The organism is Massilia niastensis DSM 21313 (assembly GCF_000382345.1).
Lineage (GTDB): Bacteria > Pseudomonadota > Gammaproteobacteria > Burkholderiales > Burkholderiaceae_D > Telluria > Telluria niastensis.
Genome location: NZ_KB908079.1, coordinates 1 through 25,384 on the forward strand (window position 1 = coordinate 1; position 25,384 = coordinate 25,384).

Consider the following 25,384-nt stretch of genomic DNA (forward strand, 5'->3'; position numbering starts at 1 on the left):
CCAAGCTTGTTCCAACGCTGGCGCCATTGCTCGACACTGTTCAAATGCACCGAGAACTCGTCAGCAGTCTCTTGCAGGGTCAGTCCCTGACTCAACCGCAAGATGCCTTGGGCGCGCATACGAGCCCGTGGATGAGGATGGAAAATCCCCATGTCCCGCAGCGTCCGACGCTCGGCATCGGACAACATTAACAGTTTCATCGCAGTGACTCCTGCAGCAGTCTCCGATCTGAGTTTAACTCAAAATTTTCGGAGACTACTTAGGCTCCCATCGCGATTTCTGGGCGGCGCATCGTTGCGCCGGGTCAGCCGTATTTGTAGAGCCGCCTCGGCTCAGATTTCCGGGCAAGCGAAATGGCTGCGAGGAATTGGGTTTCGTCCTTGTTCGGCCGCCACGTTCTCGAACTCGACGGCGCTTTTCTCCTCGCGATCGACGGCCGCCTTTAACAGCTCCGCCACCCCACCGGCATACTGGCGCGCGAGGGCGCGATAGGCTGCAAACATGGTCGATGAGGAATTCGCTGTCATCAGGGCGGTTTCATGCTGGGGAAAGATCGGACACGCGTCGCGGGATCGATACTTCTTGTTCGCCACCAGGAATACTGCCGCTTCGCAGTCGAGAAGTCCCTGCTCCCATTTCTCCGCCCCGGTCCGCACATTGCATCGGGCAACCTTCGGGGCATCGCCTTCCATGATTACTTGCTCTTGTACAAAGTAGTGATAATTTATCGCGGGCTTGACAATAAAAAGGCGCACATCTTCTTTTCCCAAATGGCGACACGCTTCGGCGGCAGTTCCGCGGGTTTCATGGCGCCTCACGCAACCGAACAACACCGGTTGCTTGATAAACCAGCGATACACATCGTAGCCTTTTCCCTTCTCGTTCTTGTCGCAATGCTCCTCGAAATCGGCTAGGCCAGGAACATAGAGATAGCGGGGCCACTCCTTTGGTGCCCACTGCAAGCGTTTCCGAAGTCCGCAGATATCACCAAAGCGCCCGTCTTTGTCTTCTGCCGCATCGGATATCAGGATATTCCGCGTCTTTCTCTTGATGAGCGAATACACGCCCAAGTTCTCGGAATTACCACCGTCGATCAGCCGGATGTAAACCGAGCGTCTACGATCACGCATTTCGTCCGTCTTCTCGCTCATGGTTGCCGTATATCCATCCACGTAATACAAAGGTACTGGCAATGCTCGGTGCAGTCGCCTTCGATCGATCGAGACGTTGTAGTTCGGAATGTCGTAGCCCCAATCCAAGTTTCCAACATGCATCAGTAGCGCGACAATGCTTTTCCCAAGACGGTTCTGATAAACCAGCTGGTTCGAGTCGAAAAAGGCGGCCGATGCGGCAACGGCATCCAATACTGTCATGTCGTAGATCGACACAGGAGCAGACACATAGCCATAACGGCCGGAGCCATGACTGACAGCGGTCATCTCGAACATGTCGTTATTGCTGGTGTCTTTCCTGGCTTTCACCAGCCAGCCATAGGCGCTACGATGCTTCGGTGCGGTGGCGTTGATGATCCAGAACGGAATGCGTCGACCCGCTACCCTGTTCAGCTTCTGCAAGCCGGATCGAAGCTCGTCGAAGCTCATGGGGGCCGGATCGGGATCGAAAACGTTCGGCTTGCAATCCAGCATTTCGCTTGCCTTTACCGATGCGGAATCACAGAATGACCTGCTCTGCTCTATCCCCTTTGGGAACGCACTCGGCCGGGACACCGTCGCCCCATTACTGATGCCGATACCGTCGTGATAAGTGCGACCGGAGGGCGATGTCGACAAGCCCCAGTCGAATAGCGTATTCGAGATATTGCTCAGCGGGAACAGACTAATGCTCCCGAGCAGGCTGATCTTCGAAATTCCCCAATCAAATCCCCTTGTTGTCCGCGTATCGCATTCGCCCGGCTGCAATACGTCTTGTGTACATCTCAGGAACGCCTGGTAGCGAATCGTTTGGGCAACGTCGTCGTTGGCCGGGTTCGGTACCAACCCAAGCCGGGGACAGTGATTGACCTTGCCGATCGCCGCAATGACCGTGCATGTGGCGATCACGCGGTCCGGCATGCCGATGCAATCGTTATACAGCGCCGCGGTATCTGGCGTAGTGCCGTGACCCGGCCTCACAACAGGGAAGATCCGGTGCGCATAGTAGAAATATGCAGCATATCCGCCGCCAGATACCGTGCTGATAAAGTCCGCGCGGTCGAGAAGATCGTGATCGGACAAGCCGGCCATGACACCGACTGTGAAGGCCGATGCCTTGCTGCCCCCGCCGGACAAGGCCAGCCCGAAACGCGGAGCGGCCGCGCCTGCCGCAAATGGCGGCTCCAGTTTGCCGCGCAAGACTGCTTCCGCACCTGAAAACGCCCGGGCCTCGATCTCACGCCGTTCTTCTTTGTTCGTTCCGGGCTGTGCCACTTCGCCGATCGGCGCGGTCACACAGAGCGATGTCGGATCAATCTTCTCTCTGCTTTTTGGCGCCTTCACATCTTTACCGACACGGGTGAGAACAGAATCGCTACACTCATCCAGAGGAAATTCCAGTCCGATGGGCGGTTCCGATTTGGGGTATTTCGTAACACATGCCGATAGTGTGACGAGGAGGAAGAGGCATGCGAGCGTGCGGATCGCCGACCTGATGTTATCTGGAGCTCCCGGTCGGTTCTCTTCGAGATACCCCCTCCACATGCCGAGCAAGCGTGACATGGCACGGCTCCTCAAGAAACCACGAACACACAACAGATATATGAAACCTGCCTGAATATATATTCCAGCTTATTCGAAAATGAGTGAGCTGACTCCTGGCGCATAACGGCCCGGTGAAAAAAACCACAGATTGACGTCTCCAAGCAATCCGACAAATTCACTTGTGAAGCATCAAGACGGCAGCCGGGCAGCGCCCTGCTGCCGGAACTGTTCGGGATCGATACCGTGGGTATCCTTGAACAGCTTCCAGAAGTGGCTGCGGCTGCGATATCCCAGCCGACCGGTGATGGTCTTGATCGGCATGTCGGTGTGGGCCAGCAGTTCCTCGGCCCGCTTCAGGCGGATCTCGCGCAGCACGCTCAGGGGCGAGCCGCCATAGGCCTGCTTGAATTCCCGGTGAAAGACGGTACGGCTCATCCCCGCCGCGTCGGCCAGGCCATCCAGGGTGTAGTCGCGCGCCGGATCCTTCCGCATCAGCTCGATGATCCTGCGCAGCTGCTCGCGCTTGCTGTCGACGCCGGCGGGCTGGATCGCGGTGGCATCCGGCCAGGCGTCCCGGACCAGGGTCGTGACCAGGCGCCGCGCCAGGCAGGTGACGATGGCGGACGAACCGGGGCCGCCGTGGGCGGCTTCGCGCAGCATTTCGGGAATGGCGCCCGTGAACAGCTCGCTGCCGCCAGCGTCCAGGGTGTGCGGCAGCGGCAGGAAGTCGAACAGGCTGCGGCCGTCCAGCAGCCGGGCGCCGAGCAGGCAGTGCGCCAGTTCCAGGCCGGCGCCCGCCTGCGGTGCGGCGTCGCGCGGCAACAGCAGCAGCTGGCCGGCCCGCACCGCACGGGGTCCGCCGGCGCAAGCCAGCATCCCCGCGCCATGGAGGACGGCGATGAAGTGCACCTGCCCCGCCGCCGGCGCCGGCATGCCGGTCCCGGGGTGGTCGACACGCCCGATCGCCACCGCCGAGATATCCAGTTGTCCCAGGGCCTGGTCCAGAGTCAGCGCCATCGTGTCCTCCCGTCCAATCATTTTTCCAGGCGCTTCAGTACCTCGTCCGTCGTCATGACGGCATTCGCGATGTAGCGGAAATTCACCAGTGCGCTGCCGTAGCCGTCGCCATCGGGAAGCTTGGGTCCGGCGATCGCATCGCGCACCACCACCACTTCGAAGCCGCGCTCGAGGAACTCGCGCAAATGGGATTCTACGCACAGATTGGACGCCATGCCGGTGAGGACGATCTTGTCGATGCCCTGCTTGTGGAGCTGGAGCATCAGGTCGTTGCTCTGCGGGCCATACAGCTTGTGCGGCGACGCGATCAGCGTGTGTCCGTCCTCGATGTACTGTTTGAATTCCGGCATGAAGTCTGCGCCGGAACCGAGGAAGCCATCCAGGTTCAGCGCGCCCTTGTTGCGTTCGAAGATGCCCAGCTTGTGCTGCACGCTTTCCGCGGGCGCCTGGAATTTCCACTTGTGGTCATGCGGGTAATAGTAGTGCGGCGAGATGGCGACCGTCATGCCGGCGCGCTTGGAGGCGGCGAACAGCTGCTGCAGGTGCGGCACCAGCTTTTGCTCGGTGACGCTTTCGCCCATGATGGCCCAGGCCCCGCCTTTCGGGCTCATGAAGTCGATTTGCGGATCGATCACGACCATGGCGGTGCGGCTGGTATCCCACTGAAAGGTGGAGGCGGGCAAGGCCGGCCGGGCCGGGTCGGCGTACGGATTCGTGCCCGCAGCGCCGGCCGGAGTGGCGAGCGCCAGGGCGGCCGCGAGGGCGCACAGGTGGAGTGGAACGAGGGTCTTGAGGGATTGCATGGTCGGTCTCCGGTCAGGTGATGGAGACTCCATGGTAGGGATGGGCGCGAACGAATTGGTACGCAGAAAGTTCTCATTCGTTCCGCCATCGGCATTGGAGTGGCCGCTTCACTGGCGGGCTCCAGCTTCCGGTTTCCACATCGAAGCGGTCGGTCACTCGTCACATCGCCCAGTCATTTGCTCACATGCCTATTGCCCTCGTCTCTATTTCATCAGACACTCAGCAGCAACGCCGGATCCAGCACTACCGCCACCTATCAAGAAAAGTTCTCATGCGCCGCCTGCTCGCCCTCATCCCCTTGCTGTTTGACTTGCCTATGGCCATGGCTTCCTGCTGAACGAGGAAGAACGGAGCCGCTACGCTACCTGCGTGGTCCACATCGAAGGCTCCCGACACAACGATATGCAAGATGCTGGCAGTGAACGACTCAAGGCCAGGATTACATCCGCCATCGATACTTTCCTCGCTCCAGCGCCGTATCCGAAATACGCTTGCGACCAGGACTCCAGGCTGGAATGAGGGCAGGTTACGGCTGCAAGTTGTGAACCTCGAACGCCGTTTCCTGTGGTGAGGTGGTGAATCCGCCATGGATACCTTGTGCCAATCTTGGCATCAGGATTTCGTCGCGAAACTGTTCCCAACTCGCCTTCGTATCATGGACAGCCACGACCATCCAACCGCCGAGCGATGGGCCAGCCGCGTGGAAAACCTGGCCTTTCGGCAAGCTCTCTCTGCTGGGATGCAACGCCGCAATGGACGCCTCGTATTGTTCCTTGGTACCACCAGGATAGAAATGCGTAATGCCGTAAGCCATGTCGGTTCTCCTTTCGGTTGACGAGGCTGCCACTGGACACCGCCCCTTGTTTGAAGCTTAGCGTGCATAATCGGCGCGTCAATGAAAGTCCCCTCATCTTTGAATTCCGGGCGGACATATCCACCTTTGGGCGCTTCAGACACGCCGGCGTCGAGTTCAGCGGTACGATGCCCGGTTCGCTCCATGATGCAGTCCGGTGGCGCTACTGGAAGCGCCTCGCTGCTCCCACCGGGGAGCCGACGGAGCCCATGAGTGCGCCCATGCCGGGCGCACAACGAAAGAGGCGGCCACGCGGGCCGCCTCCACCGGAACAAGGCCGTTTTTACACCTGCGCCGCGATCAGGTCCGCGCTTTCCGGATCGGTCACCCGGATCGCCTCGACGAACACCGACAGCGAGGAGCCGCACGCGAACACCAGCACGTCGCCCGGCCGGCACAGGCTCAGGCCGAGGCGGATCGCCGGACCGACTTCGAGCTGGCGGTGCAGCGTGTCGCTGATGCCGACTGCTTCTTCCGCCCCCTCGAGGATCAGGTCGACCGCGTCGCCCACCGGGCGGCCGCGGCTCTGCGACTCGTACACCACCAGCTCGTCGAAGCGCTCGCCGCAGACCATGCCGATCTCGCGCAGGTCCTTGTCGCGGCGGTCGCCCGGCGCGGTGACGATCCCCACCAGCTGCCCGGGCAGCATGGCGCGCGCCATTTCCGCCATCGCCGCGTAGGCGGCGGCATTGTGGGCGTAGTCGACGATCACCGTCACGCCGCGCACGTCGAACATGTTGGTGCGCAGCGGATTGGTGCGCCCGTTCGAGACGAAGGTCGAGAGCCCGGCCGCGATCTGCATGTTGTTGAAGCCGGCCGCCATCAGGCCGGCGGCCGCCGCCAGGCTGTTGGCGATGTTGAAGCGCGCCCTTCCCCCGAACGCGACCGGCATGGCGTCGACCTTGACGATGGCCTGGTGGCGGCGGCCGTCGGCCACGACCACGGCGCCGTCCTGCAGGTAGACCCCGCGCCCGCCGTCGGCCAGGTGCTTGATCAGGACCGGGTTCTCGGCTTCCATCGAGAAGAACACGATGTCGGCGCCGGGCCTGACGCGGCGCGCCATCGCGACGCACAGCGCATCCTCGGCGTTGAGCACGGCCGCCTTCGAGGCAGACAGCGCCACCACCGCCTTCACCTGCGCCAGGTCCTCGATGGTGTCGATGCCGTCCAGGCCGAGATGGTCGGCGGCGACGTTGAGCACGATGCCGACGTCGCAGCGGTCGTAGGCCAGGCCGCGCTTGAGGATGCCGCCGCGCGCCGTCTCGAGCACCGCGAACTCGACGCTGGGGTCGGCCAGCACGGTGCGCGCCGACCAGTAGCCGGTGCAGTCGCCCTTGACGATCTGCTTGCCGTCGATGAACACGCCCTCGGTGGTGGTCACGCCCGTGGTCAGGCCTGCCATGCGCACCGTGTGCGCGATCAGCAGCGTGGTGGTGGTCTTGCCGTTGGTGCCGGTCAGCGCGACCAGCGGGATGCGCCCGTCGGAATCGCCCATCAGGCCCTCGACGATGGCGTCGCCGGCGTCGCGCGCGGCGCCGCTGCTCGGATACTGGTGCATGCGGATGCCCGGCGCCGCGTTGACTTCGATGACGGCGCCGTGCTGCTCCGCCAGCGGCTGGGAGATGTCCTTGCACACGATGTCGATCCCGGCCACGTCCAGCCCGATCTTGGCGGCGGCGCGCACGCACAGGGCGCGGGTCGATGCGGGCAGCAGCTCGGTCACGTCTTCGGCGGTGCCGCCGGTGGACAGGTTGGCGTTGCCGCGCAGCTCGGCAATCGCGCCGTGCGCCAGCACGGTGTCGAAGTCGTGGCCCTGCCGGGCCAGCATGTCGGCCGCGTGTTCGTCGAGCGCGATCCTGGTCAGGATGTTCGTGTGTCCCGCGCCGCGCGCCGGCTTGCCGTTCTCGATCTCGACCAGCTGGCGCACGGTCCGTTCGCCGTCGCCGACCACGTGCGCAGGACGGCGCAAAGACGCGGCCGCGACCTTTCCGCCCGTCACCAGAACGCGGTAGTCGTGGCCCTCGACGTGGCGTTCGACGATGATGCGGCGGGCGTACTCGCGCGCGAAGGCGAAGGCGCGCTCGACCTGGTCCGGGGTGGCGCAGCCGACCGTCACGCCCTTGCCCTGGTTGGCGTCGAGCGGCTTGACCGTGACCGGCCCGCGCAGGCGGCTTGCTGCGCGCTGGGCCGCTTCCAGGGTCGTCACCGTCTCGCCTTCCGGCACCGGCACCCCGGCTTCCTTGAGCAGGGCCTTGGTCAGCTGCTTGTCGCTCGCGATCTTGACCGCGATGAAGCTGGTGTCGCCGGTGGTGGTGGCCTGCAGGCGCTTCTGCTTCGCGCCCCAGCCCAGCAGGAACAGGTTGGCGTCTTCGGTGATGCGCTGGGTCGGGATGCCGCGCTCGTGCGCCGCCGCCAGCACCGCGGCGGTGCTGGTGCCGACCGCGTAGCGCGCCGCGAGCTCGCGCAGTTCGTCCATGCGCGGCGCGAGCTCGAACGCCTCGCCGCGCGCCAGCGCGCCGACCAGGTCGACCGCCAGCTGGAATGCGGGCTGGGCCAGCTTCTCGCAGCCATAGGCGCAGACGATGCGGAACAGGCCCGGCTCGCCCGTGACCGGGCGCGTGCGCCCGAAGCTGGCCGGCGCGCCGGCCTTGGTCTGGAGCTCGAGCGTCACATGCTCGACCACGCGGCCGAGGTAGGTGCCTTCGCGCAGGCGCTGGGCGAAGCCGCCGGGCTGGCCGTTCGGGACCAGTTGCCCGTGCAGCGAAGGCAGCATGGCAAGGAGCGCGTCATTGAAACCCGGGAGATCCCGGGTCGAGCGCCCATACAGCTCCTCGAGGTCGAGGACGCTCAAGAGGCAAGGCGAATCGGCGTGGATATTCGGTCCGCGCAGGAAGCGTTGTTCGAGGATGTGCACCGGTGATTCCTTCTAATAATTGTTGAGTGCAGGCGCGGCGCCCCTGGGACGCCGCCTCCTTTGCGCCGCCGGCGTGTCTCAGGCGTCGAACAGGCGCGTGTACAGGCGGGTGGCCATCAGGCCCACCGCGGTATGGTGCACCTCGGGCGACATCAGCCCGGCCAGCAGCTCCATCGCTTCCTGCTTGCCGCTGGCGGACGCCACCTGCTGCTCCAGCAGGCGCAGCTCGTTGCCCGTCTCTTCCGAGCGGTGGCGGCGGATCAGGCCGCGCTCCGGGAAGGCGGCGCCGCGTCCGGCATCCTGGCCCAGGGTGTCGAGCGTGCGCCGGCGCGCGCGGTGGGTCAGCACGCGGGGGCCGGCGGCGGTTTCACCGTCCGGGGCCGTGGTGATCCAGTCGCGCAGGACCTGCTGCTCGTAGGCGTTGAAGACGCCGAACATCTCGGCCCGCTCGCCGTGCACCAGGCGCCAGAAGCGGCTGTGCTCGACGTCCTCGCCGCGCTTGATCCAGCCCGCCTGTTCGAGCGCGGCCAGGAAGTCCGGAATGCGCGCCGGATCGAGCAGCCAGTCGTTGACCGAGCGGCCCGCGACGCGGCAGTAATCCGAATGCATGTTCTTGCCGACCTTGCTCTTCGCGGCCAGGATGTCCACCAGTTCCGCCTGCAGGTCGAAGCCGGCGATCACCGAGGTGGTGCTTGCCCCGAGTTCGTTGAGGCGGTAGCCGTCCAGCACGCGGCGGTAGAAGGCCTCGCGGTCGCCCACGCGCGGCATCAGGTCGGCCAGCGCCTGCACCGCCTTGCGCGCATGGCCGCTGGCGGCATTGTCGACCGTGACGTGCAGGGTGAAGTAGTAGGGATCGATCCCGAGCTCGTTCAGCTCGTAGGACGTGATCAGCAGGTGCAGCGGCAGCTGCTCGTAGCCCAGGTTGTAGCCGATGACTTCGGGCAGGAAGCGTTCGGCATGGTGGCCCAGGGCCAGCTGGATCGCGCCCTGCAGGAAGTGGCTGTCGTCGAGCTCTTCCCATCCTTCGCAGCCGTGGGTGGCCAGCAGCTTGCGGTAGATGGTGACATGGTTCTTGTCCGGCACGCCCTCGCCCAGCTCTTCCAGGTAGGTCTTGATCAAGGGATGGCAAGCGGGCTTGTCCCACTGCCGCAGCAAGCCGTACAGCCAGGCGCCGTCGACCAGCTTGGTCGGCGCCACGCCTTTCAGGAAGTACAGCGCATGCGCGCGGCAATGGAAATAGCGGCGCGGCGCGCCCGCCTTGCGCGCAGCGAGGTAGTCGCGATACTGCGCGCCCACGGCGTCGGTGCGCTCCTCGATCCAGGCCGGCATCCCGACCAGGGTCGGAGGCAGGTCGGCGGGCAGCGCGGATGCGGCGGCGATCTGCTCGGCAAGGAAGGATTGCGCCTCCCCGGGGATGGCGGCGGGGTCGTCGTAGAGCGAAAAATAGAGGTGCCTGGCGCGCTCGGCGGCGCCTGGAGCCTGGGTAACGGCGACGCCTGGTGCGTCGGCTAACAGCGTGGAAGTCATGGGTCTCGGATCGTTCTGGTGAATGTTGACGACGATATAAGACATTATCCGGACTGGAGCTTCGCACGAGAATCGGTAGGCGCGCTGAGAGACTGTAAGAGAGGGATTACAAAAAAATATCACATTGCCATGACATGGTCCGGCAGCCGGCGATGCGGGGCCGGCTGCCGGGGAGCGGCCTATCGTCCTCCCCCCTGCTGCTCGATCCCGCGCGCCGCGTCGCCGGCTTCGGGATCGCCCTTCGCGATCGCCTCGCGCACCTGCTGTTCCTGCTGGTCGACGATATGGGGCGGGAACGGCGGGATGTTCGGGTCGGCCAGCACTTCCAGCACGAACGGGCGCCGCGCCTGCAGGGCCCGGTCCCAGGCCGCGCCCAGCGCCCCGGGGGCCTCGACCCGCTCGCCTTCCAGGCCCAGCATGCCGGCGAAGGCGGCATACGAAAGGTCCGGCAGCACCTGCGAGGGTTCGTATTTCGGTTCGCCCTGCATGCCGCGCTGCTCCCAGGTCACGAAGTTGAGGTCGCGGTTGTTCAGGACCAGCACCACCAGGGTCGGGTTGCTCCAGCGCTGCCAGTGCCGGGCGATCGTGATCAGGCCATTCAGGCCGTTCATCTGCATGGCGCCGTCGCCGGCCAGCGCGATCACCGGCCGGCCAGGATGCGCCATCTTGGCCGCGAATGCGTACGGCACCGCCGAGCCCATGGTCGCCAGCCCGCCGGACAGCGAGGCCAGCATGCCGCGCCGCACCCGCAGGTGCAGCGCATACCAGGCCGACACCGAGCCGGAGTCGGCGGCCAGGATCGCGTCGTCGGGCAGGCGCTTCGAGAGCTCGGTGAAGGCGCGCTGCGGATTGACGGGATCGGCCGGCCTGGCGGCGCGCTCCTCAAGCTGGCGCCAGCTGTCGGCCACATTGCGCTCGATCCGCGCGCGCCAGGTGCGCTCGGGTTTCCGCTGCAGCAGCGGGACCAGGGCGCGCAGGGTGGCGCGGGCGTCGCCCGCCAGGTTCACTTCCATCGGATAGCGCAGGCTCAGCATGCGGGCGTCGATGTCGATCTGCACGGCGCGCACCTGGCCGTCCGGCGGCAGGAACTCCGCATACGGGAAGCTCGAGCCGACCATCAGCAGGGTGTCGCATTCGTTCATCATGTCGGCGCTGGCCCTGGTCCCGATCATGCCGATGGTGCCGGTGCAGAACGGCAGGTCGTCCGGCACCACGGCCTTGCCCAGCAGGGCCTTGGCGATGCCGGCGCCGAGCAGTTCGGCCACGGCGAGCAGTTCGTCGGTCGCGCCGTGGGCGCCGGCGCCGGCCAGGATCGCCACCCTGGCGCCGGCGTTGAGCACCTCGGCCGCGGCGCGCAACCCGTCCTCGGGCGGGGTGGCGGCGGCGCGCGCCGCGCCGACGCCGGTATAGGTGCTGCCGTGCTTGCGCGGCGGGCTGGGCACCGCGTCCTGTTCCTGGAGGTCGCTGGGGAGGATGATGCAGGTAACGCAGCGCTGCGACTGGGCGATCCGCAGGGCGCGGTCGACCAGGTGGCGCACCTGCTCCGGGCTGCTCGCCATCTGCACGAACTCGCCGGCGACATCCTTGAACAGCGACACCAGGTCGACCTCCTGCTGGTAGTGGGCTCCCAAGGCCGCGCGCTGTTGCTGGCCCACGATCGCGACCACCGGCTGGTGGTCCAGCTTGGCGTCGTACAGGCCGTTGAGCAGGTGGATCGCGCCCGGTCCCGAGGTGGCCAGGCAGACCCCGACCTCGTCCGTGAACTTGGCATGGCCGCAGGCCATGAAGGCCGCCATCTCTTCGTGCCGGGTCTGCACGAACTCGATGGATTGCTGGCGCCCGAAGGCGGCCAGGATGCCGTTGATCCCGTCGCCGGGATAGCCGTAGATGCGGCGGACGCCCCATTGTCCGAGCCGCCCGAGGAGGAAGTCGCCGACCGTCGCCATGGCGGCCTCCCTATGCGCGCGGCGCCGCGGCGCCCGTGTCGTGGATTGCCCCTGCTGTCATGACGCTCCTCCCTTGACGGATGGCTTGGCCCGCACCATCCAGGCGGCGGGCGGAGCGTGCACTCTACGTCCTGGAGCGGCGTCCGACTGTGCGCCAGCGCTCACAAGGCGCCGGACCGGGCGCCGGGCTCAGAGCTGGGCGCCGAGCGCCGCGTCGGCGATCAGGTGGCCGCCCGACAGCCGCACCGGCACCGCGCCGCGCATCAGCATCCGCGTCATGGCGCGGTCGCCGTCGCCGGGCGACACGTTCACGGCGCGGGTCGCATCGGGCGCCAGCAGCACTTCGAAGCCTTCCCCGATGCCGTCCAGTACGGTGTTCAGCACGCAGTAGTCGGTCGCCAGCCCGCACACGGCAAGCCGGCTCACGCCCTGCTCGCGCAGGCGGCGCGCCAGCCCGGTGCCGTTGAAGGCCGAGTAGGCATCCTGCGCGGCGGTTTCGGCCTTGGAGACGACGATGGCATCAGGAGGAAGTTGCAGGTCGCTGCCGAAGCGCGCGCCTTCGCTGCCGGCCACGCAGTGCGGCGGCCAGGGACCGCCCTGGGCGGCGAACGAGACATGGTCGGCGGGATGCCAGTCGCGCGAAGCGTAGACCGGCAGGCCGCGTTCGTGGTACAGCCGGATCAGTTCATTGATCGGCGCGATGACGAGGTCGCCCTGTGGGACGCCCAGGCTGCCGCCCGGCAGGAAGTCGCGCTGCAGGTCGACGATCAGGAGGGCGTCGCCCTTGCCGAGTACGATGGCACTCATGGAATGGTCTCCGCGTGATCGTGGCGCGCCGGGACGGCGCACCACGTTTCAGCTTATCACGGGAGGGGCTTGCCTGCAGCGGGGCGGGCAAGCCCGGAGGACGCTCAGGCGGTCGCGTTGAGCAGGGAACGCTTGCGCGCGTAGCCGAAGTAGACGGCCAGGCCAATCGCCAGCCAGATCCCGAAGGCGACCCAGGTGTGCCAGCTCAGGAAGGACATCAGGGCCAGGCAGAACACCACGGCCAGCGCCGGGATGACCGGCACGCCCGGGCAGCGGAAGGCGCGGTGCAGGTCCGGACGCTTCTTGCGCAGGATGATCACGGCCACCGACACCAGCGAGAACGCGGCCAGGGTGCCGATGTTGACCAGCTCGGCCAGCACGCCCAGCGGCACCACGGCGGCGATCAGGCCGAAGATGATGCCGACCATCCAGGTGGCGAAGAACGGGGTGCCGTACTTCGGATGCACTTTCGACAGCTTGCCAGGGAGCAGGCCGTCGCGCGACATCGCGAACAGGATGCGGGTCTGGCCATAGGCCATCACCAGGATCACGGTGCTCATGCCCAGGATCGCGGCCAGGTCGACGAAGCCGGCGACCCAGTCCTCGCCCGCCACCTGCAGGGCCAGCGAGACCGGGTGGTCGACGCCCTTGAAGTCCATGTGGGGAACGATGCCGGTCATGATGGCGGCCACGATCACGTACAGCACGGTGCAGACGGCCAGCGAACCGATGATGCCGATCGGCAGGTCACGGGTCGGATTCTTGACTTCCTCGGCAGCCGAGGTCACGGCGTCGAAGCCGATGAAGGCGAAGAACACCAGCGCGGCCGCGCTCATCACCCCGCCCATGCCGTAGGGCATGAACGGCTGCCAGTTGTCCGGCTTGACGTGGAAGGTGCCGACGGCGATGAACAGGAGCACCACGCCGGTCTTGATGATGACCATGACGTTGTTCAGGCGCGCCGACTCGCGCATGCCCAGCGACAGCATGCCGGTCAGGATGATCATGATCAGGAAGGCCGGCAGGTTGAACAGGGTCTCGACGCCCGGGACCGCGCCCGGGGCGGCGCTCAGCGCGGCCGGCAGCACCACGCCGAAGCCTTTCAGCAGCGACTGGAAGTAACCCGACCAGCCGACCGCCACGGTCGAGGTGGCCAGGCCGTACTCGAGCAGCAGGTCCCAGCCGATCATCCAGGCCACCAGTTCGCCCAGGGTGGCGTAGCTGTAGGTATAGATCGAGCCGGCGACCGGCACGGTGGAAGCGAATTCCGCGTAGCAGAGGGCGGCAAAGGCGCAGGCGAGCGCCGCGACGACGAAGGAGATGGTGAGCGCCGGGCCGGCCGTGACCGCGCCCGTGCCGGTGAGCACGAAGATACCGGTGCCGACAATGGCGCCGATGCCCATCAGTACCAGGTCGGTCGGACCCAGTACCTTCTTGAGTCCACCCGAGCCGGACGCGCGGCTAGCGGCCACCATGGTGTCAAGATTCTTGGTTCTGAAAATACTCACTACGTGTTCTCCAATCAAAATAGTGTTTGGTCTCGCGTCTTGTCGTTATTGCAGCTGGCGCAGGTCGTGCGTCGCGCTCTTGGTCCGCGGCCTGTTTGACCGCAGCCTGACTTGAAACCGCCTTTGCTTCCGCCTGCAGGCAATATTCTCGCAGACGCGCCATTATCGCCAGAATGTTGTTCGGAATCAAAGCAAAGTGAAGCACTGCACCCAATTCGGTCGATAAAAGGCGAAAAAAGTTGACCGTTGCGTATACACCTCCCCGGCCACCCCCAAACTTGCTTTCCATACGTCAACATCCCATAATGGCCTGACCAATTCTTCCAGCCCGCGCCCGTCACCGCAATGGCGGCTTGACAACGCGACTATTTTTTTACACCCCAAGCTCGGCAGCCGCCCGGAACCAGATGAAGACTCGACAGCCGTTGCGCACGGCGCTGTGCGCCTTGCGCATGGCTGCCCCGGCCGGGCTGCTGGCGGCGGCCCTGGCCCTGCCGGCGCACGCGGCCGACCCCGAGGGGCGGCTGCACGAGATCCAGCTGCTGTCCGAGCAAAGCAATGCGAAGGCGCGCCTGGCGCTGCTGGACGAGGAACAGGCGCTCACCGCGGGCAGTTCCTACGCGGTCCGCCTGCGCTACCTGCGCCTGCTGCGCCGCATCCAGACCGACGCCGGCCAGCTGCCCGAGGCCTACGAGGTCAACGAACGGATCCTGCAACTGGCCGAGGCCGAGCGCGACCGGGTCGAGGTCGCGCTGGCCAGCGTGGTGCGCATCCACCGCCAGCTCGACAACAACGACCCGTACGCGGCGCTCGCCATGCTGGAAAGCCTGCGCGCGCGCTTCCGCGGCCTGGACGACCCGGGCTTCCTGGCCAGCCTCGAACTCGTCCATGGCATGGCCTACGACAGCATGGGCCAGTATGACCGTGCGCTGGGCCATTACCTGCGCGGACTGGACATGGTGCAGCGCCATCCGGACCTGTGGACGCCGCGCGAAGCCGACCTCCGGCTGGCGCTGGCGCGCCTGTACCTGAATGCGGACGACCCCGCGAAGGCGCTCGAGACCACGCGCGAGTTCCGCGCCACCGGGCCGGTCCCGGCGCGCATCGCCGCCTCCCTGCACTTCCTGGAAGGCCGCGCCCTGGTCGGCACCAGGCGGATCGACGAGGCGCTGGCGGCCTTCGACCGCGCGCTGGCGCTGGCGCGCGCCAACGAACTGCGTTCGCTGGAAGCGAACATCCTCGGCAACGTCGCCGATGCGCACCTGAAGGCGCAGCGCTACGACGAGGCCGAGCGCGCGGCGCGGGTCGCGCTGCCGCTGGCGCGGCAGATCCAGGACCAGAACAGCCTGGAGATGGCCCAGGCCAGGCTCGGCTTCGCCCTGTTCGGCAAGGGCCGCATGCGTGAAGGCCTGGCGTATGTCGACCGGGTCGTCGACGCCTTGCGCAAGACCGGGGCGAACTCGGACCTGGCCAGCCTGCTGGGCGAGAAGAGCGCAGCGCTGGAACAGGCCGGCATGCACCGCGAGGCGCTGGCCACGGTGCGCGATCGCGAAGCGATCCTGGCCGACCTTTCGCTGAACGAACGCAACAAGGCCATTTCGGCCCTGCAGGAGCAGTTCAAGGCCAAGGAGCGGGCTGCCCAGATCGACAACCTGCGCCAGGAAAACGCGGTCAAGGATGTCGAGATCCGCAACCGCAGCCTGCGCCAGGCCGTGGCCTGGCTGGCCGCCGCGCTGGCGCTGGTGCTGTCGGGCTTCGTCTTCACGCTGTACCAGCGCTCGGTGCGCACCGGCCGCCGCCTGGCCGAGCTGAACGAGGAACTGGCCTACCGCTCGGCGCACGACCCGCTGACCGGCCTGTTCAACCGCCGTTCCTTCCAGGAGCGCATGCGCAACCGCACCGCCGAAGCCGCGCCGCGGGTCGACGCCGCCGACTGCTTCACCCTGCTCGACATCGACCACTTCAATCGCATCAACGACGAATACGGCCATGCGGCCGGCGACGCCGTGCTGGTCGAGGTCGGCCGGCGCCTGCGCCACGCGGTGCGCGACACCGACATGGTGCTGCGCTGGGGCGGCGAGGAATTCCTGGTGTATTCGCAGGGCGTGAGCCCGGCCCAGCGTCCCTTGCTGGTGCAGCGCATCCTGCACACGATCGCGGCCACGCCGGTGCTGCTGGACGACGGCAGCGCGCTGCAGGTGAGCGCGACGGCCGGCGCCATCGCGCTGCCGCTGGCGCCCGGCCTCGATGGCGTCAGTGGCTGGGAACAGGCGATCGCGCTGGCCAACCGCGCCCTGTACAAGGGCAAGGAAGCGGGCCGCAACCGCGGCTTCATCGTCGCAGGCCTGCATGCGCCGGCGGGCGCCGACCCGGCCGACGGCCTGGACCTGCACCTGGTGCTGCCTGGCCTGCCCGCGCAGGCCTGACCGGCCGCACTAGACCGCGCGCAGCAGCGCCTTGCGTTCGGCGATCGCGACCACGGTCTGCACCAGCACCGCGGGCCGCAAGGGCTTGGCCAGGTATTCGTCGAAGCCCGCTTCGAGCGCGCGCTGCTGGTCTTCCTTGCGCGAGAACGCGGTCAGGGCGATCGCCGGCACCGCCGCCGCCTGGCGGTCGCGCAGTGCGCGCACATGGCCGATCAGCTCGAAACCATCCATCAGCGGCATGCCGATGTCGCTGATGAACAGGTCGGGCCGGCGCCGCTCGATGACGCGCAGCGCCTCGGGGGCGTTCATCGCGGTCAGGACCGTGGCCTGGGTGTCGGCCAGCACCTGCTGCACCAGCTCCAGCGAATCGAGTTCGTCGTCCACCACCAGCACCGTCAGGCCGGACAGGTCGGCCGTGGCCTTCGCCGCCGCATGGGCCACGCGCGCCTCGGGCGCCGTGGCCGGCGCCGCGCCGGCGCCGGACGCCGGCAGGTGCAGGGTGAAGGTGGCGCCCTGCCCCGCGCCGGGACTGGCGACCGTGATGGTCCCGCCCTGCAGCTCCACCAGCTGGCGCGCGATCGCCAGCCCGAGACCGAGGCCGCCGTGGCGGCGCGCCGAGGAAGCGTCGGCCTGGCGGAAGCGGTCGAACACGAAGGGAAGGAAATCCGGCTCGATGCCGATGCCGGTGTCGCTCACATCGATGGCGACGCCGTCGTCCTCGCGGCGCAGCGCGACGACGACCTTGCCGCCCGCCTCGGTGAACTTGATGGCGTTCAAGATCAGGTTGGACATCACCTGCTGCATGCGCCCGACGTCGCCGATGACCATGCCGATGTCGTTCCCGAGGTCGGCGCTGAGACGGATATGCTTGCCGAGCGCGGCCGGGCGCGCGGTCTCGATGGCGGCCTGGACGAAATCGGCTGGCGCGATCGGCCTGGCTTCCACCCGCACCTTGCCGGCGATCAGGCGGCTCATGTCGAGCATGTCTTCGATCAGCTGGGACTGGGCGCGCGCGTTGCGCTCGATGGTCTCGAGGCCACGGCGCAGCATGGCGTCGTCGCGGAAGCCCTGCAGCAGCAGCTGGGACCAGCCCAGCATCGCGTTCAGCGGCGTGCGCAGCTCGTGCGACAGGGTCGCCAGGAAGTCGTCCTTCAGCTGGCTCAGGTGCTCGGCCTCGACCCGCGCCTTCTGTTCGCGCAGGTAGAGCTGCTGGCGCTGCGCGGCGGTCTCGAGCGACGCGGCCAGGGTGCGGTTGCGCGCCGCCAGGCGGGTGTCGAAGATCGCGGCCAGCAGCGCAATGCTCAGCATGGCGACCGTGGCCACCGTGACCAGCAGCGCCAGGTGGTCCTGGTCGACCCCGTCCACCACCGCGCGGCAGATGCTGCCGACGCGGATATGGGCGGCCGCCATGCCGGTGTAGTGCATGCCGGCGATCGCGCCGCCCATCACCACCGCGGCGCCGAGCTGGGTCAGGCGCGGATGGCGCACGTTGTCGTGCAGGCGGAAGCCGATCCACAGGGCCAGCGCCGAGGCGCCGATGGCGATCGCGACCGAGGCGGCGAACAGTCCGGGAGCGTAGGTGATCGGCGGATCCATGCGCATGCCGGCCATGCCGGTGTAGTGCATCGCATTGATGCCCAGCCCCATCAGGATCGCGCCCCATGCGAGGTGGCGGCCGCCGATCTCGCGGTGCCGCAGCTGCCACAGCGCCAGGCCGGACACGATCACCGGCAGCAGCCACGAGACGAAGGTAATCCAGGGATCGTAGCCGACCGGCATCGGCAGGCGGAAGGCGAGCATGCCGACGAAATGCATGGCCCAGATGCCGCTGCCCATGGCGAACGCCCCGCCGGCGATCCAGGCGTAGGGCCCGCGGCCATGCGCTTCCTTGACCCGCATGGCCATGCTCAAGGCCGTGTACGAGGCGAGGATCGCCACCAGGATCGACACTAATACCAGCAGGGGTTCGTAATGGCCGCTTAACATAAGGTTTCGACTGTTGGTCATACTCCGGCGCACTGCGCGACCGGCAGCTGTCCAAGCACCGAGTGTACACGACGCGGCCGGACACACAGGTCCCGGCACGGCGTGCGGCGGGCGCCGGAACAGGCCTGGCAGGACTTCCGCGCGATTTCATGCGAATCGGGTCGCCCCGTCCCAGGACCGCGGCGGGCTCATGGGTGCGGCATCGACCGGTGCTCCGAGTATAGCGCGAGTTTCCCCAGTGCATCACATTTACCTGCGCCGGCCCCTGCTCCCCCCCGTCCATCTCCATTGCGCTAATGACAGCGCATCCGGCGAGGCGTAGAGTGATTGATGCATGGCGGCGCAGGGCGGCGCGCCCATTCGCACCTCGTTCATCGCATGGCACCGACATGGCGCCTTGCCTGCCGCCTCCCCCGGCCCGGCCGGATGCGCTCCGGCTTTCCGAATGCCTGTTTTTGATGAAAGGATGAGTCATGTACAAGACGATCGTCATCAATGTTGATGACGGGCCATTGATGGAAAGCCGGCTGCTGGCGGCCGCCTGGCTGGCCGACGCCTTCGGCGCGCACCTGGTGGGCAGCGCCGTGACCGGCCTGTCGTGGTCCCAGTATGCGCTGCTGACCAGTTCCTTGACCACCCCGCCGCCCGGCGAAGACTTCCAGGTCTACCGCGACCAGGCCCATGCGTCGCTGCAGCGCTTCCGCCAGCAGGCCGGTCGCCTGGGCATCGGGTCGGCCGAGGAGCGCCTGGTCGAGGACGACAGCCGGCACGCCCTGCTGCTGCATGCGCGCTATGCCGACCTGGTGGTCACCAGCCAGGAGCCGGGCCGGCGCGGCGCGCTGGGCGGCATCCCGCAATACATCGCCCTGCACAGCCCGCGTCCGGTGCTGGTCGTGCCCGGCACCTATGCGGGCGCGCCGATCGGCGCCCGGATCGTCGCCGGCTGGGACGGCAGCATGCAGGCGATCCGCGCCCTCGATGCCGCCCTGCCCTTCCTGGCGCGCGCCGAGAAGGTCACGCTGGCCCTGGCCGATCCGGAGCACGAACCGGGCCTGCATGGCGAGGAGCCGGGCGCCGACATGGCGCGCTACCTGGCGCGCCACGGCGTGAAAGTCGAGGTCGCCTGCGAGCGCGGCCGCGCCCCGGCCGGCGAGGTCCTGCTCGCCGTGGCGCGCAACGCCGGCGCCGACCTGATGGTCACCGGGGCGTTCGGACACAGCCGCTACCGCGAACTGGTGCTCGGCGGCGTGACCCGCATCCTGCTCGAGCGCAGCCCGCTGCCGCTCCTGATCGCACACTGAGGCCGGCCCGATGAACGACCCGAGCGCGACTCCCCAGGCCGTACGCCAGCGCGACGCCAGCGCCTGGCAGGGCATGCGGCGCCAGTATCCGGAGGCCTATGTCGAGCACGCCTCTGCCGACCTGTTCCTGCAATCCGGACTGGGCAAGCTGACCGGCCACCTGTCCCCGGCCGCGCTGGGCCTGGCATGGATGGACTGGAGCAGCCACCTGCTGCTGTCGCCGGACAAGCAGAGCGAGCTCGCCAACCACGCCGCGGCGGCGCTGCTGCGCTGGCTGCAGTATTGCGTGAGCCTGCCGGCCGGCGACGCCGACGCGCCGATCGCACCGCTGGCCCAGGACAAGCGCTTCACCGACCCGGAATGGCAGGACTGGCCGTTCAATGCCCTGAGCCAGGCCTTCCTGCTGCAGCAGCAATGGTGGCACCGCGCCACCAGCAGCATCCGCGGCATGTCTCCCCACCACGCCGACGTGGTGACCTTCATGGCGCGCCAGCTGCTCGACTGCGTCGCGCCCTCGAACTTCGTGTTCACCAATCCGGTGGTGCTGCGCGCGACCTGCGAGCATGGCGGCCTGAACCTGACCGGCGGGGCCATGCGCGCGCTCGGGGACGCCTTCAACGCGTTCAACGGCAAGCTGCCGGAACAGGCCTTCAAGCCGGGCCGCGATGTCGCCACCACCGCGGGCCAGGTGGTGCTGCGCAACCGCATCATGGAGCTGTTGCGCTATGACCCGGTGACGCCGCAGGTGCGCCAGGTGCCGCTCCTGATCGTGCCGGCCTGGATCATGAAGTACTACATCCTCGACCTGTCGCCGCAGAACTCGCTGGTGCGCTACCTGGTCGAGCACGGCCACACGGTCTACATGATTTCCTGGAAAAATCCGCAGGATGGAGACCGCGACCTCGGCATCGACGACTACCGCCGGCTCGGCGTCATGGAGGCGCTCGACGCGATCACCCACGAGACCGGCGCCGACAAGATCAACGCCTGCGGCTACTGCCTCGGCGGCACCCTGCTGGCCATCGCCGCGGCCGCGATGGCGCGCGAGCGCGACCGGCGCCTGGCCAGCCTGACCCTGCTGGCGGCCCAGGTCGACTTCACCGAGCCGGGAGAACTGTCGCTGTTCATCGACGAAAGCGAGGTCAGCTTCCTGGAGGCGACCATGTGGAGCCAGGGCTACCTCGACACGCGCCAGATGGCCGGCGCCTTCCAGCTGCTGCGCTCGAATGACCTGATCTGGTCGCGGCAGCTGCGCCATTACCTGTTGAACCTGCCGGAGCGCCAGACCGACCTGATGAGCTGGAACGCCGACGCCACCCGCATGCCCTACCGCATGCACTCGGAGTACCTGCGCCGGCTGTTCCTGAACAACGACCTGGCCAGCGCCCGCTACGCCGTCGACGGCCGGCCGGTGGCCCTGACCGACATCAGCGCGCCGCTGTTCGCGGTCGGGACCCGGACCGACCACGTCGCACCCTGGCGTTCGGTGTACAAGATCGAGCTGCTGACCGACACCGAGGTGAGTTTCCTGCTGACCTCGGGCGGCCACAATGCCGGCGTCGTCGCCCCGCCCGGCACCCAGGAGCGCAGCTACCAGATGACGACGCATGCGCATGGAACGCCATATATTAATCCAGAGCAATGGCAAGAACAGACCGCCGTGCACGATGGCAGCTGGTGGCCGGCCTGGGAAGCCTGGCTGGCGCGCCATGCGGGCGACTGGACCGAAGCGCCGCCGCCCATGCTCGCACTCGGGCCCGCGCCCGGGCGCTACGTGTTCGAGGCGTGAATGGATGCGGAGGATAGAGAAGGAGAAGTATGTGATGAGTGCTTTTTATACGCCTTACGCGCGGATGCATGCCGTCGGCAAGGCCATGGGCCGGGTACGGCGCCGGCTGTGCGAACACATCGCCCAGCTGGCCGGAAAGCCCGACCGGGAGTTTGTGGAGGGATGGGATGCGCTGGTGGCCGCGGTCGAGGCCGGGTTCCGGCAGGAAGAGACCGTCATGGATGCGGTCGGCTACCCGGGCCTGGGCGAGCATCTGGCCGGGAATGCGTTCGCGCTGACCGCCCTGCATTCGATCACCTCGCGGGTCGAAGCGGGGGATACGATGCTGGGGCGGCAGGCATTGGCCGCGCTGGCCGACATCCTGTCGCTGCACCGCTTCACCGCCACGCTGGAAGTGGCGTTCGTGTTCAAGCCCGCCGCCTCGCTGCACCTGCGCGCCCATGCGGGCCGTGCGGCGCGCATGCGCGTCGAGGCGACAGGCGCCTGCCTGGCCTATACGCCGGCGCGGCCGGAGCGGCATCCCAGGAATGCGCATTGAAGCGCGCATGCAAAAGCAAAAAAGGCCTGCGACTTTCGTTGCAGGCCTTTCAGCGTATTCTGGTGGGAAGTGCAAGTTTCGAACTTGCGACCCCTGCAGTGTGAATGCAGTGCTCTACCCCTGAGCTAACCTCCCGGGTGGCCGTATTATGCCACAGCTGTGGCGAGATGCCAAATAGCAATCTTGAAAAAGCGCATGGCTACGCCGATTCAGGTGTGCGTATCCATCCGGCGCCGCACAATAACAAAGGCCAGCACGAAGCTGGCCTTTTTGAATCTTGGTGGGAAGTGCAAGTTTCGAACTTGCGACCCCTGCAGTGTGAATGCAGTGCTCTACCCCTGAGCTAACCTCCCAAAGCGAGGCGTATTATGGCACAGAATCTGCGCCTCGTCACCCCTGCGGAGAATAATTTCTCCAAACACACTGCCCTTTGACGTTTTTATCGAGGCCCGTGAGGACCTGCTCGTGAATGGCAAGCTCGTCCGCGCTGGCCGATACCACGATGATCTCGCCCAGCGGCCCCGCGTCCAGGATCTCGCCGGCATCCGCCGTCTCGACGTCCACATCCATGGTCAGCGTGTTCTGGCCGCGCGTCATCGCCAGGTAGACGTCGGCCAGCAGTTCCGAGTCGAGCAGTGCGCCGTGCAGCTTGCGGTGCGCGTTCGAGACCTCGTAGCGGTCGCACAGCGCGTCCAGCGAGTTGCGCTTGCCCGGATGCAGTTCCTTCGCATGCACCAGGGTGTCGATCACGTTGCTGCAGTGCTCGACGAAGGGCGGCAGGCCGAGCCGCACGAATTCATGGTTCAGGAAGCCCAGGTCGAAGGGCGCGTTGTGGATGATGACCTCGGCGCCCTGGATATAGGCGCGCAGCTCCTCGGCGATCTCGTGGAACTTCGGCTTGTCGCGCAGGAACTCGGTGGTCAGGCCGTGCACCGCCAGCGCCGCCTCGTCCGAGTCGCGCTCCGGATTGATGTAACGGTGGAAGTTATTGCCGGTGAGCTTGCGGTTGAAGATCTCCACGCAGCCGACTTCGATGATGCGGTCGCCTGTGCGTGGATTCAGGCCGGTGGTTTCGGTATCGAGGACAATCTGGCGCATGGATGAATACTGATGAGTTGGAGCGGTCCGCAGTATAGCAAACCGCAGCCGACATCAACGACGCACCGACGCCACACCCCGGTTCGCCAGCACGTCCGCGCGTTCGTTGCCCGGGTGGCCGTTGTGGCCGCGCACCCAGCGCCATTCGACCGCGTGCTGCGCCTGCGCCAGGTCGAGCGCCTTCCACAGGTCGTCGTTCTTGACCGGTTCCCTGGTCGAGGTCTTCCAGCCGCGCGCCTTCCAGCCGTGGATCCATTCCGAGATCCCCTTCTGGACGTACTGGCTGTCGGTGTGCAGCACCACCTGGCAGGGACGGTTCAGCACCCCCAGCGCCTCGATCACGGCGCGCAGCTCCATGCGGTTGTTGGTGGTGTTCAGTTCGCCACCGAAGATTTCCTTTTCGTGACCGTTGGAGACGAGCAAGGCGCCCCATCCGCCCGTGCCCGGATTGCCCTTGCAGGCGCCATCGGTAAAGACCTCGACCTTGGTCAGGTTGGATTCGCTTGGTTCGCCCTTGGCGGGCTTGGTATCGTTCAACTTTTCTTCGCTCATTCTCTGTTCGCCGCCGGGACTGCCGCCGGCCGCTTGCTCGTTTTCTTGTTCCATGCGGGACCGATGATGTGCATGCCCTTGACCCGCTTGATCGCATGCACGACATATACCGCGCCGAGGTAGGGCCACCAGCGTTGTCCGGCGCTCTCCATCATGGAGAACCGGCTCAGCCAGTGCGCCGTGCGGCACGGCGGCGCGTAGCAGCCGAAGTGGCTGCGGGTCGCGCCCAGGTTCAGCAATTTTAGCCAGTCTTTCAGGCGCGGCAAAGAAATGAATTCGCCGCTGACCGGCAGGTAGTCGCTGCTGGCGATGCGGCCGACGCCCTGGCGCATGCCCCACAGGCTGGCCGGGTTGAAGCCGCAGATGATCACCTGCCCTTCCGGGATCAGGACCCGTTCGACCTCGCGCAGCACCTGGTGCGGCTCGGCCGCGAATTCCAGCACGTGCGGCAGCACCACCAGGTCGATGCTCTGCGACGCGAACGGCAGATCGGCGAAGTCGAGCGCCACCGCGATCTGCTTGCCGCCCGAGGCGAACGCCAGTTCGTCGGCGCTCGAGGTGCGGGTCGCCGCCTGCCACTTGTTGGGCATGCGGCTGGCGGCGAGCGCGTCGAGCTGCGGCACGCCGATCTGCAATGCGTTGAAGCCGAAGATATCCACGGTCAACTCATCGAGGCAGGCCTGCTCGAACGCGCGCACGTATGCCCCGGCTGCCGATTGCAGCCAGACATCGAGCGCTATAATGGATTTTTCGGACGCCGCGCTATCCATGCCACACCTTTTGAAACATCTCTGCTGACCATCATGACCAATTCGCCGTGTAAAGACCTGGCTGTCCTTACTATACCCGCCTTCCAGGACAACTATCTCTGGCTGATCCACGACGGGGTCCATGCCGCGGTGGTCGATCCCGGCGACGCCCAGCCCATCCGCGACGCACTCGCCGCGCACGGGCTGACCCTGACTGCCATTCTACTCACCCATCACCATGCTGACCATATCGGCGGTGTCGGCGCCCTGCTGGCCGACGCGGCGGTACCGGTCTACGGGCCGCGCCACGACAACATCGCCGGGCTGACCGAGATGCTGGGCGAAGGCGACCGGGTGCGGGTCCCGGGCCTGGACCTGGAACTGGAAGTGCTGGACGTGCCGGGGCACACGCGCGGCCACATCGCCTACGTGCGGCGCGCGCGTGGAGCGAACTGGCTGTTCTGCGGGGATACGCTGTTCGGGGCCGGCTGCGGGCGCCTGTTCGAAGGCACGCCGGCGCAGATGACGGCGTCGCTGGCCAAGCTGGCGGCCTTGCCGGACGACACCCTGGTGTATTGCGCGCACGAGTACACGATCTCGAACCTGCGCTTCGCCCAGGCGGTCGAGCCGGACAACCAGGCCGTCGAGGCGCGGATGCGGGATGCGAGCGCGAAACGCGGCACCCGCCTGCCGACGGTGCCGTCCACCATCGGCCTGGAGAAAGGCAGCAATCCCTTCCTGCGCTATACCGAGCCGGGCATCGTGCACAGCCTGGTCGCGGCCGGGCGCCTGGCCGACGGCGCCACGCCGGTCGAGGCCTTCGCGGCCTTGCGCGAGTGGAAGAACGTGTTCTAGGCAGGGTGGACAGCCATC

20 protein-coding genes and 2 tRNA genes are annotated in these 25,384 nt (G+C 66.7%); 5 read left to right on the forward strand and 17 right to left on the reverse strand.

Going from position 1 to position 25,384, the window contains the following annotated elements; all coding sequences use genetic code 11:
* From H162_RS30010 to H162_RS33890, 11 genes are all read right to left on the reverse strand, one after another.
* The coding region (locus H162_RS30010) for a helix-turn-helix domain-containing protein (RefSeq protein WP_169444429.1) at positions 1-200 on the reverse strand (200 nt) is incomplete at its 3' end.
* Between the two features lie 132 nt (positions 201-332).
* Positions 333-2,714, reverse strand: a complete 2,382-nt coding sequence (locus tag H162_RS0103375; RefSeq protein WP_156885451.1) for a patatin-like phospholipase family protein — start codon at positions 2,712-2,714, stop codon at positions 333-335.
* Positions 2,715-2,885: 171 nt separating this feature from the next.
* Positions 2,886-3,713, reverse strand: coding sequence for a helix-turn-helix domain-containing protein (locus H162_RS32485; RefSeq protein WP_020652040.1), 828 nt, complete (start codon positions 3,711-3,713; stop codon positions 2,886-2,888).
* A gap of 17 nt (positions 3,714-3,730) precedes the next feature.
* Positions 3,731-4,516, reverse strand: a complete 786-nt coding sequence (locus tag H162_RS0103385) for a cysteine hydrolase family protein (protein ID WP_020652041.1) — start codon at positions 4,514-4,516, stop codon at positions 3,731-3,733.
* Positions 4,517-5,043: 527 nt separating this feature from the next.
* On the reverse strand, positions 5,044-5,331 hold the full coding sequence (locus H162_RS0103395; RefSeq protein ID WP_020652042.1) for a hypothetical protein: 288 nt from the start codon (positions 5,329-5,331) through the stop codon (positions 5,044-5,046).
* A gap of 322 nt (positions 5,332-5,653) precedes the next feature.
* Positions 5,654-8,284 carry a cyanophycin synthetase gene (gene cphA, locus H162_RS0103400; RefSeq protein ID WP_020652043.1) on the reverse strand — a complete coding sequence of 877 codons (2,631 nt, stop codon included), beginning with the start codon at positions 8,282-8,284 and terminating at the stop codon, positions 5,654-5,656.
* Between the two features lie 78 nt (positions 8,285-8,362).
* Complete coding sequence (locus H162_RS0103405; RefSeq protein ID WP_020652044.1) at positions 8,363-9,811, reverse strand: iron-containing redox enzyme family protein; 1,449 nt, start codon at positions 9,809-9,811, stop codon at positions 8,363-8,365.
* Between the two features lie 179 nt (positions 9,812-9,990).
* A complete protein-coding gene (locus tag H162_RS0103410; protein ID WP_020652045.1) occupies positions 9,991-11,757 on the reverse strand; it encodes a thiamine pyrophosphate-requiring protein in 1,767 nt (588 codons plus the stop codon).
* A 189-nt stretch (positions 11,758-11,946) separates the two neighbouring features.
* Positions 11,947-12,564: an isochorismatase family protein gene (locus H162_RS0103415; RefSeq protein ID WP_020652046.1), complete on the reverse strand. Its 618-nt coding sequence runs from the start codon at positions 12,562-12,564 to the stop codon at positions 11,947-11,949.
* Positions 12,565-12,668: 104 nt separating this feature from the next.
* The gene (bcaP, locus tag H162_RS0103420; protein ID WP_026354178.1) at positions 12,669-14,072 is read right to left on the reverse strand and encodes a branched-chain amino acid transporter BcaP; all 1,404 of its coding nucleotides are present in this window, start codon (positions 14,070-14,072) and stop codon (positions 12,669-12,671) included.
* Entirely contained in the window at positions 14,044-14,361 is a 318-nt protein-coding gene (locus H162_RS33890; protein ID WP_156885452.1) for a hypothetical protein, read from the reverse strand. The genes bcaP and H162_RS33890 overlap by 29 nt, the downstream gene beginning before the upstream one ends.
* 118 nt (positions 14,362-14,479) lie before the next feature.
* On the opposite strand from H162_RS33890, the gene H162_RS0103425 reads away from it, so the two are divergent.
* Positions 14,480-16,498 carry a tetratricopeptide repeat-containing diguanylate cyclase gene (locus H162_RS0103425; RefSeq protein ID WP_229451915.1) on the forward strand — a complete coding sequence of 673 codons (2,019 nt, stop codon included), beginning with the start codon at positions 14,480-14,482 and terminating at the stop codon, positions 16,496-16,498.
* Between the two features lie 9 nt (positions 16,499-16,507).
* Here H162_RS0103425 and H162_RS32490 read toward each other — a convergent pair whose 3' ends face one another.
* Positions 16,508-18,484: an MHYT domain-containing protein gene (locus H162_RS32490; protein ID WP_051109872.1), complete on the reverse strand. Its 1,977-nt coding sequence runs from the start codon at positions 18,482-18,484 to the stop codon at positions 16,508-16,510.
* 473 nt (positions 18,485-18,957) lie between these two features.
* Here H162_RS32490 and H162_RS0103435 point away from each other — a divergent pair, with 473 nt between their 5' ends.
* From H162_RS0103435 to H162_RS32495, 3 genes are read left to right on the forward strand one after another with little or no spacing between them, the layout of a single operon-like run.
* Entirely contained in the window at positions 18,958-19,785 is an 828-nt protein-coding gene (locus H162_RS0103435; protein WP_020652049.1) for a universal stress protein, read from the forward strand.
* 10 nt (positions 19,786-19,795) lie between these two features.
* Positions 19,796-21,574: a PHA/PHB synthase family protein gene (locus H162_RS0103440; protein ID WP_020652050.1), complete on the forward strand. Its 1,779-nt coding sequence runs from the start codon at positions 19,796-19,798 to the stop codon at positions 21,572-21,574.
* Between the two features lie 34 nt (positions 21,575-21,608).
* Positions 21,609-22,112, forward strand: a complete 504-nt coding sequence (locus H162_RS32495) for a hemerythrin domain-containing protein (RefSeq protein ID WP_156885453.1) — start codon at positions 21,609-21,611, stop codon at positions 22,110-22,112.
* A 60-nt stretch (positions 22,113-22,172) separates the two neighbouring features.
* Here H162_RS32495 and H162_RS0103450 read toward each other — a convergent pair.
* The 5 genes from H162_RS0103450 to H162_RS0103470 form a co-directional block, all read right to left on the reverse strand.
* Positions 22,173-22,247, reverse strand: a tRNA-Val gene (locus H162_RS0103450).
* Positions 22,248-22,390: 143 nt separating this feature from the next.
* Positions 22,391-22,465: transfer RNA gene (locus H162_RS0103455), tRNA-Val, on the reverse strand.
* A gap of 37 nt (positions 22,466-22,502) precedes the next feature.
* On the reverse strand, positions 22,503-23,210 hold the full coding sequence (gene dnaQ / locus H162_RS0103460; RefSeq protein WP_020652052.1) for a DNA polymerase III subunit epsilon: 708 nt from the start codon (positions 23,208-23,210) through the stop codon (positions 22,503-22,505).
* A 54-nt stretch (positions 23,211-23,264) separates the two neighbouring features.
* Entirely contained in the window at positions 23,265-23,702 is a 438-nt protein-coding gene (gene rnhA / locus H162_RS0103465) for a ribonuclease HI (RefSeq protein WP_026354179.1), read from the reverse strand.
* Between the two features lie 56 nt (positions 23,703-23,758).
* Entirely contained in the window at positions 23,759-24,532 is a 774-nt protein-coding gene (locus H162_RS0103470; RefSeq protein WP_026354180.1) for a class I SAM-dependent methyltransferase, read from the reverse strand.
* 33 nt (positions 24,533-24,565) lie between these two features.
* Between H162_RS0103470 and gloB the strand changes: the two genes are divergently transcribed.
* Complete coding sequence (gloB, locus tag H162_RS0103475) at positions 24,566-25,366, forward strand: hydroxyacylglutathione hydrolase (protein WP_020652055.1); 801 nt, start codon at positions 24,566-24,568, stop codon at positions 25,364-25,366.
* Positions 25,367-25,384: the final 18 nt, after the last annotated feature.

Excerpts from the sequence above, each read along its gene's own strand:
- H162_RS0103405 (WP_020652044.1), bottom strand. The coding sequence starts at position 9,811 with ATGACTTCCACGCTGTTAGCCGACGCACCAGGCGTCGCCGTTACCCAG.
- H162_RS0103410 (WP_020652045.1), bottom strand. The coding sequence starts at position 11,757 with ATGGCGACGGTCGGCGACTTCCTCCTCGGGCGGCTCGGACAATGGGGC.
- H162_RS33890 (WP_156885452.1), bottom strand. The coding sequence starts at position 14,361 with ATGGAAAGCAAGTTTGGGGGTGGCCGGGGAGGTGTATACGCAACGGTC.
- dnaQ (WP_020652052.1), bottom strand. The coding sequence starts at position 23,210 with ATGCGCCAGATTGTCCTCGATACCGAAACCACCGGCCTGAATCCACGC.
- H162_RS0103425 (WP_229451915.1), top strand. The coding sequence starts at position 14,480 with ATGAAGACTCGACAGCCGTTGCGCACGGCGCTGTGCGCCTTGCGCATG.
- H162_RS32490 (WP_051109872.1), bottom strand. The coding sequence starts at position 18,484 with ATGTTAAGCGGCCATTACGAACCCCTGCTGGTATTAGTGTCGATCCTG.
- H162_RS0103415 (WP_020652046.1), bottom strand. The coding sequence starts at position 12,564 with ATGAGTGCCATCGTACTCGGCAAGGGCGACGCCCTCCTGATCGTCGAC.
- H162_RS0103395 (WP_020652042.1), bottom strand. The coding sequence starts at position 5,331 with ATGGCTTACGGCATTACGCATTTCTATCCTGGTGGTACCAAGGAACAA.
- H162_RS0103375 (WP_156885451.1), bottom strand. The coding sequence starts at position 2,714 with ATGTCACGCTTGCTCGGCATGTGGAGGGGGTATCTCGAAGAGAACCGA.
- H162_RS0103440 (WP_020652050.1), top strand. The coding sequence starts at position 19,796 with ATGAACGACCCGAGCGCGACTCCCCAGGCCGTACGCCAGCGCGACGCC.
- H162_RS0103435 (WP_020652049.1), top strand. The coding sequence starts at position 18,958 with ATGTACAAGACGATCGTCATCAATGTTGATGACGGGCCATTGATGGAA.
- H162_RS0103385 (WP_020652041.1), bottom strand. The coding sequence starts at position 4,516 with ATGCAATCCCTCAAGACCCTCGTTCCACTCCACCTGTGCGCCCTCGCG.
- H162_RS0103470 (WP_026354180.1), bottom strand. The coding sequence starts at position 24,532 with ATGGATAGCGCGGCGTCCGAAAAATCCATTATAGCGCTCGATGTCTGG.
- H162_RS32495 (WP_156885453.1), top strand. The coding sequence starts at position 21,609 with ATGAGTGCTTTTTATACGCCTTACGCGCGGATGCATGCCGTCGGCAAG.
- gloB (WP_020652055.1), top strand. The coding sequence starts at position 24,566 with ATGACCAATTCGCCGTGTAAAGACCTGGCTGTCCTTACTATACCCGCC.
- H162_RS32485 (WP_020652040.1), bottom strand. The coding sequence starts at position 3,713 with ATGGCGCTGACTCTGGACCAGGCCCTGGGACAACTGGATATCTCGGCG.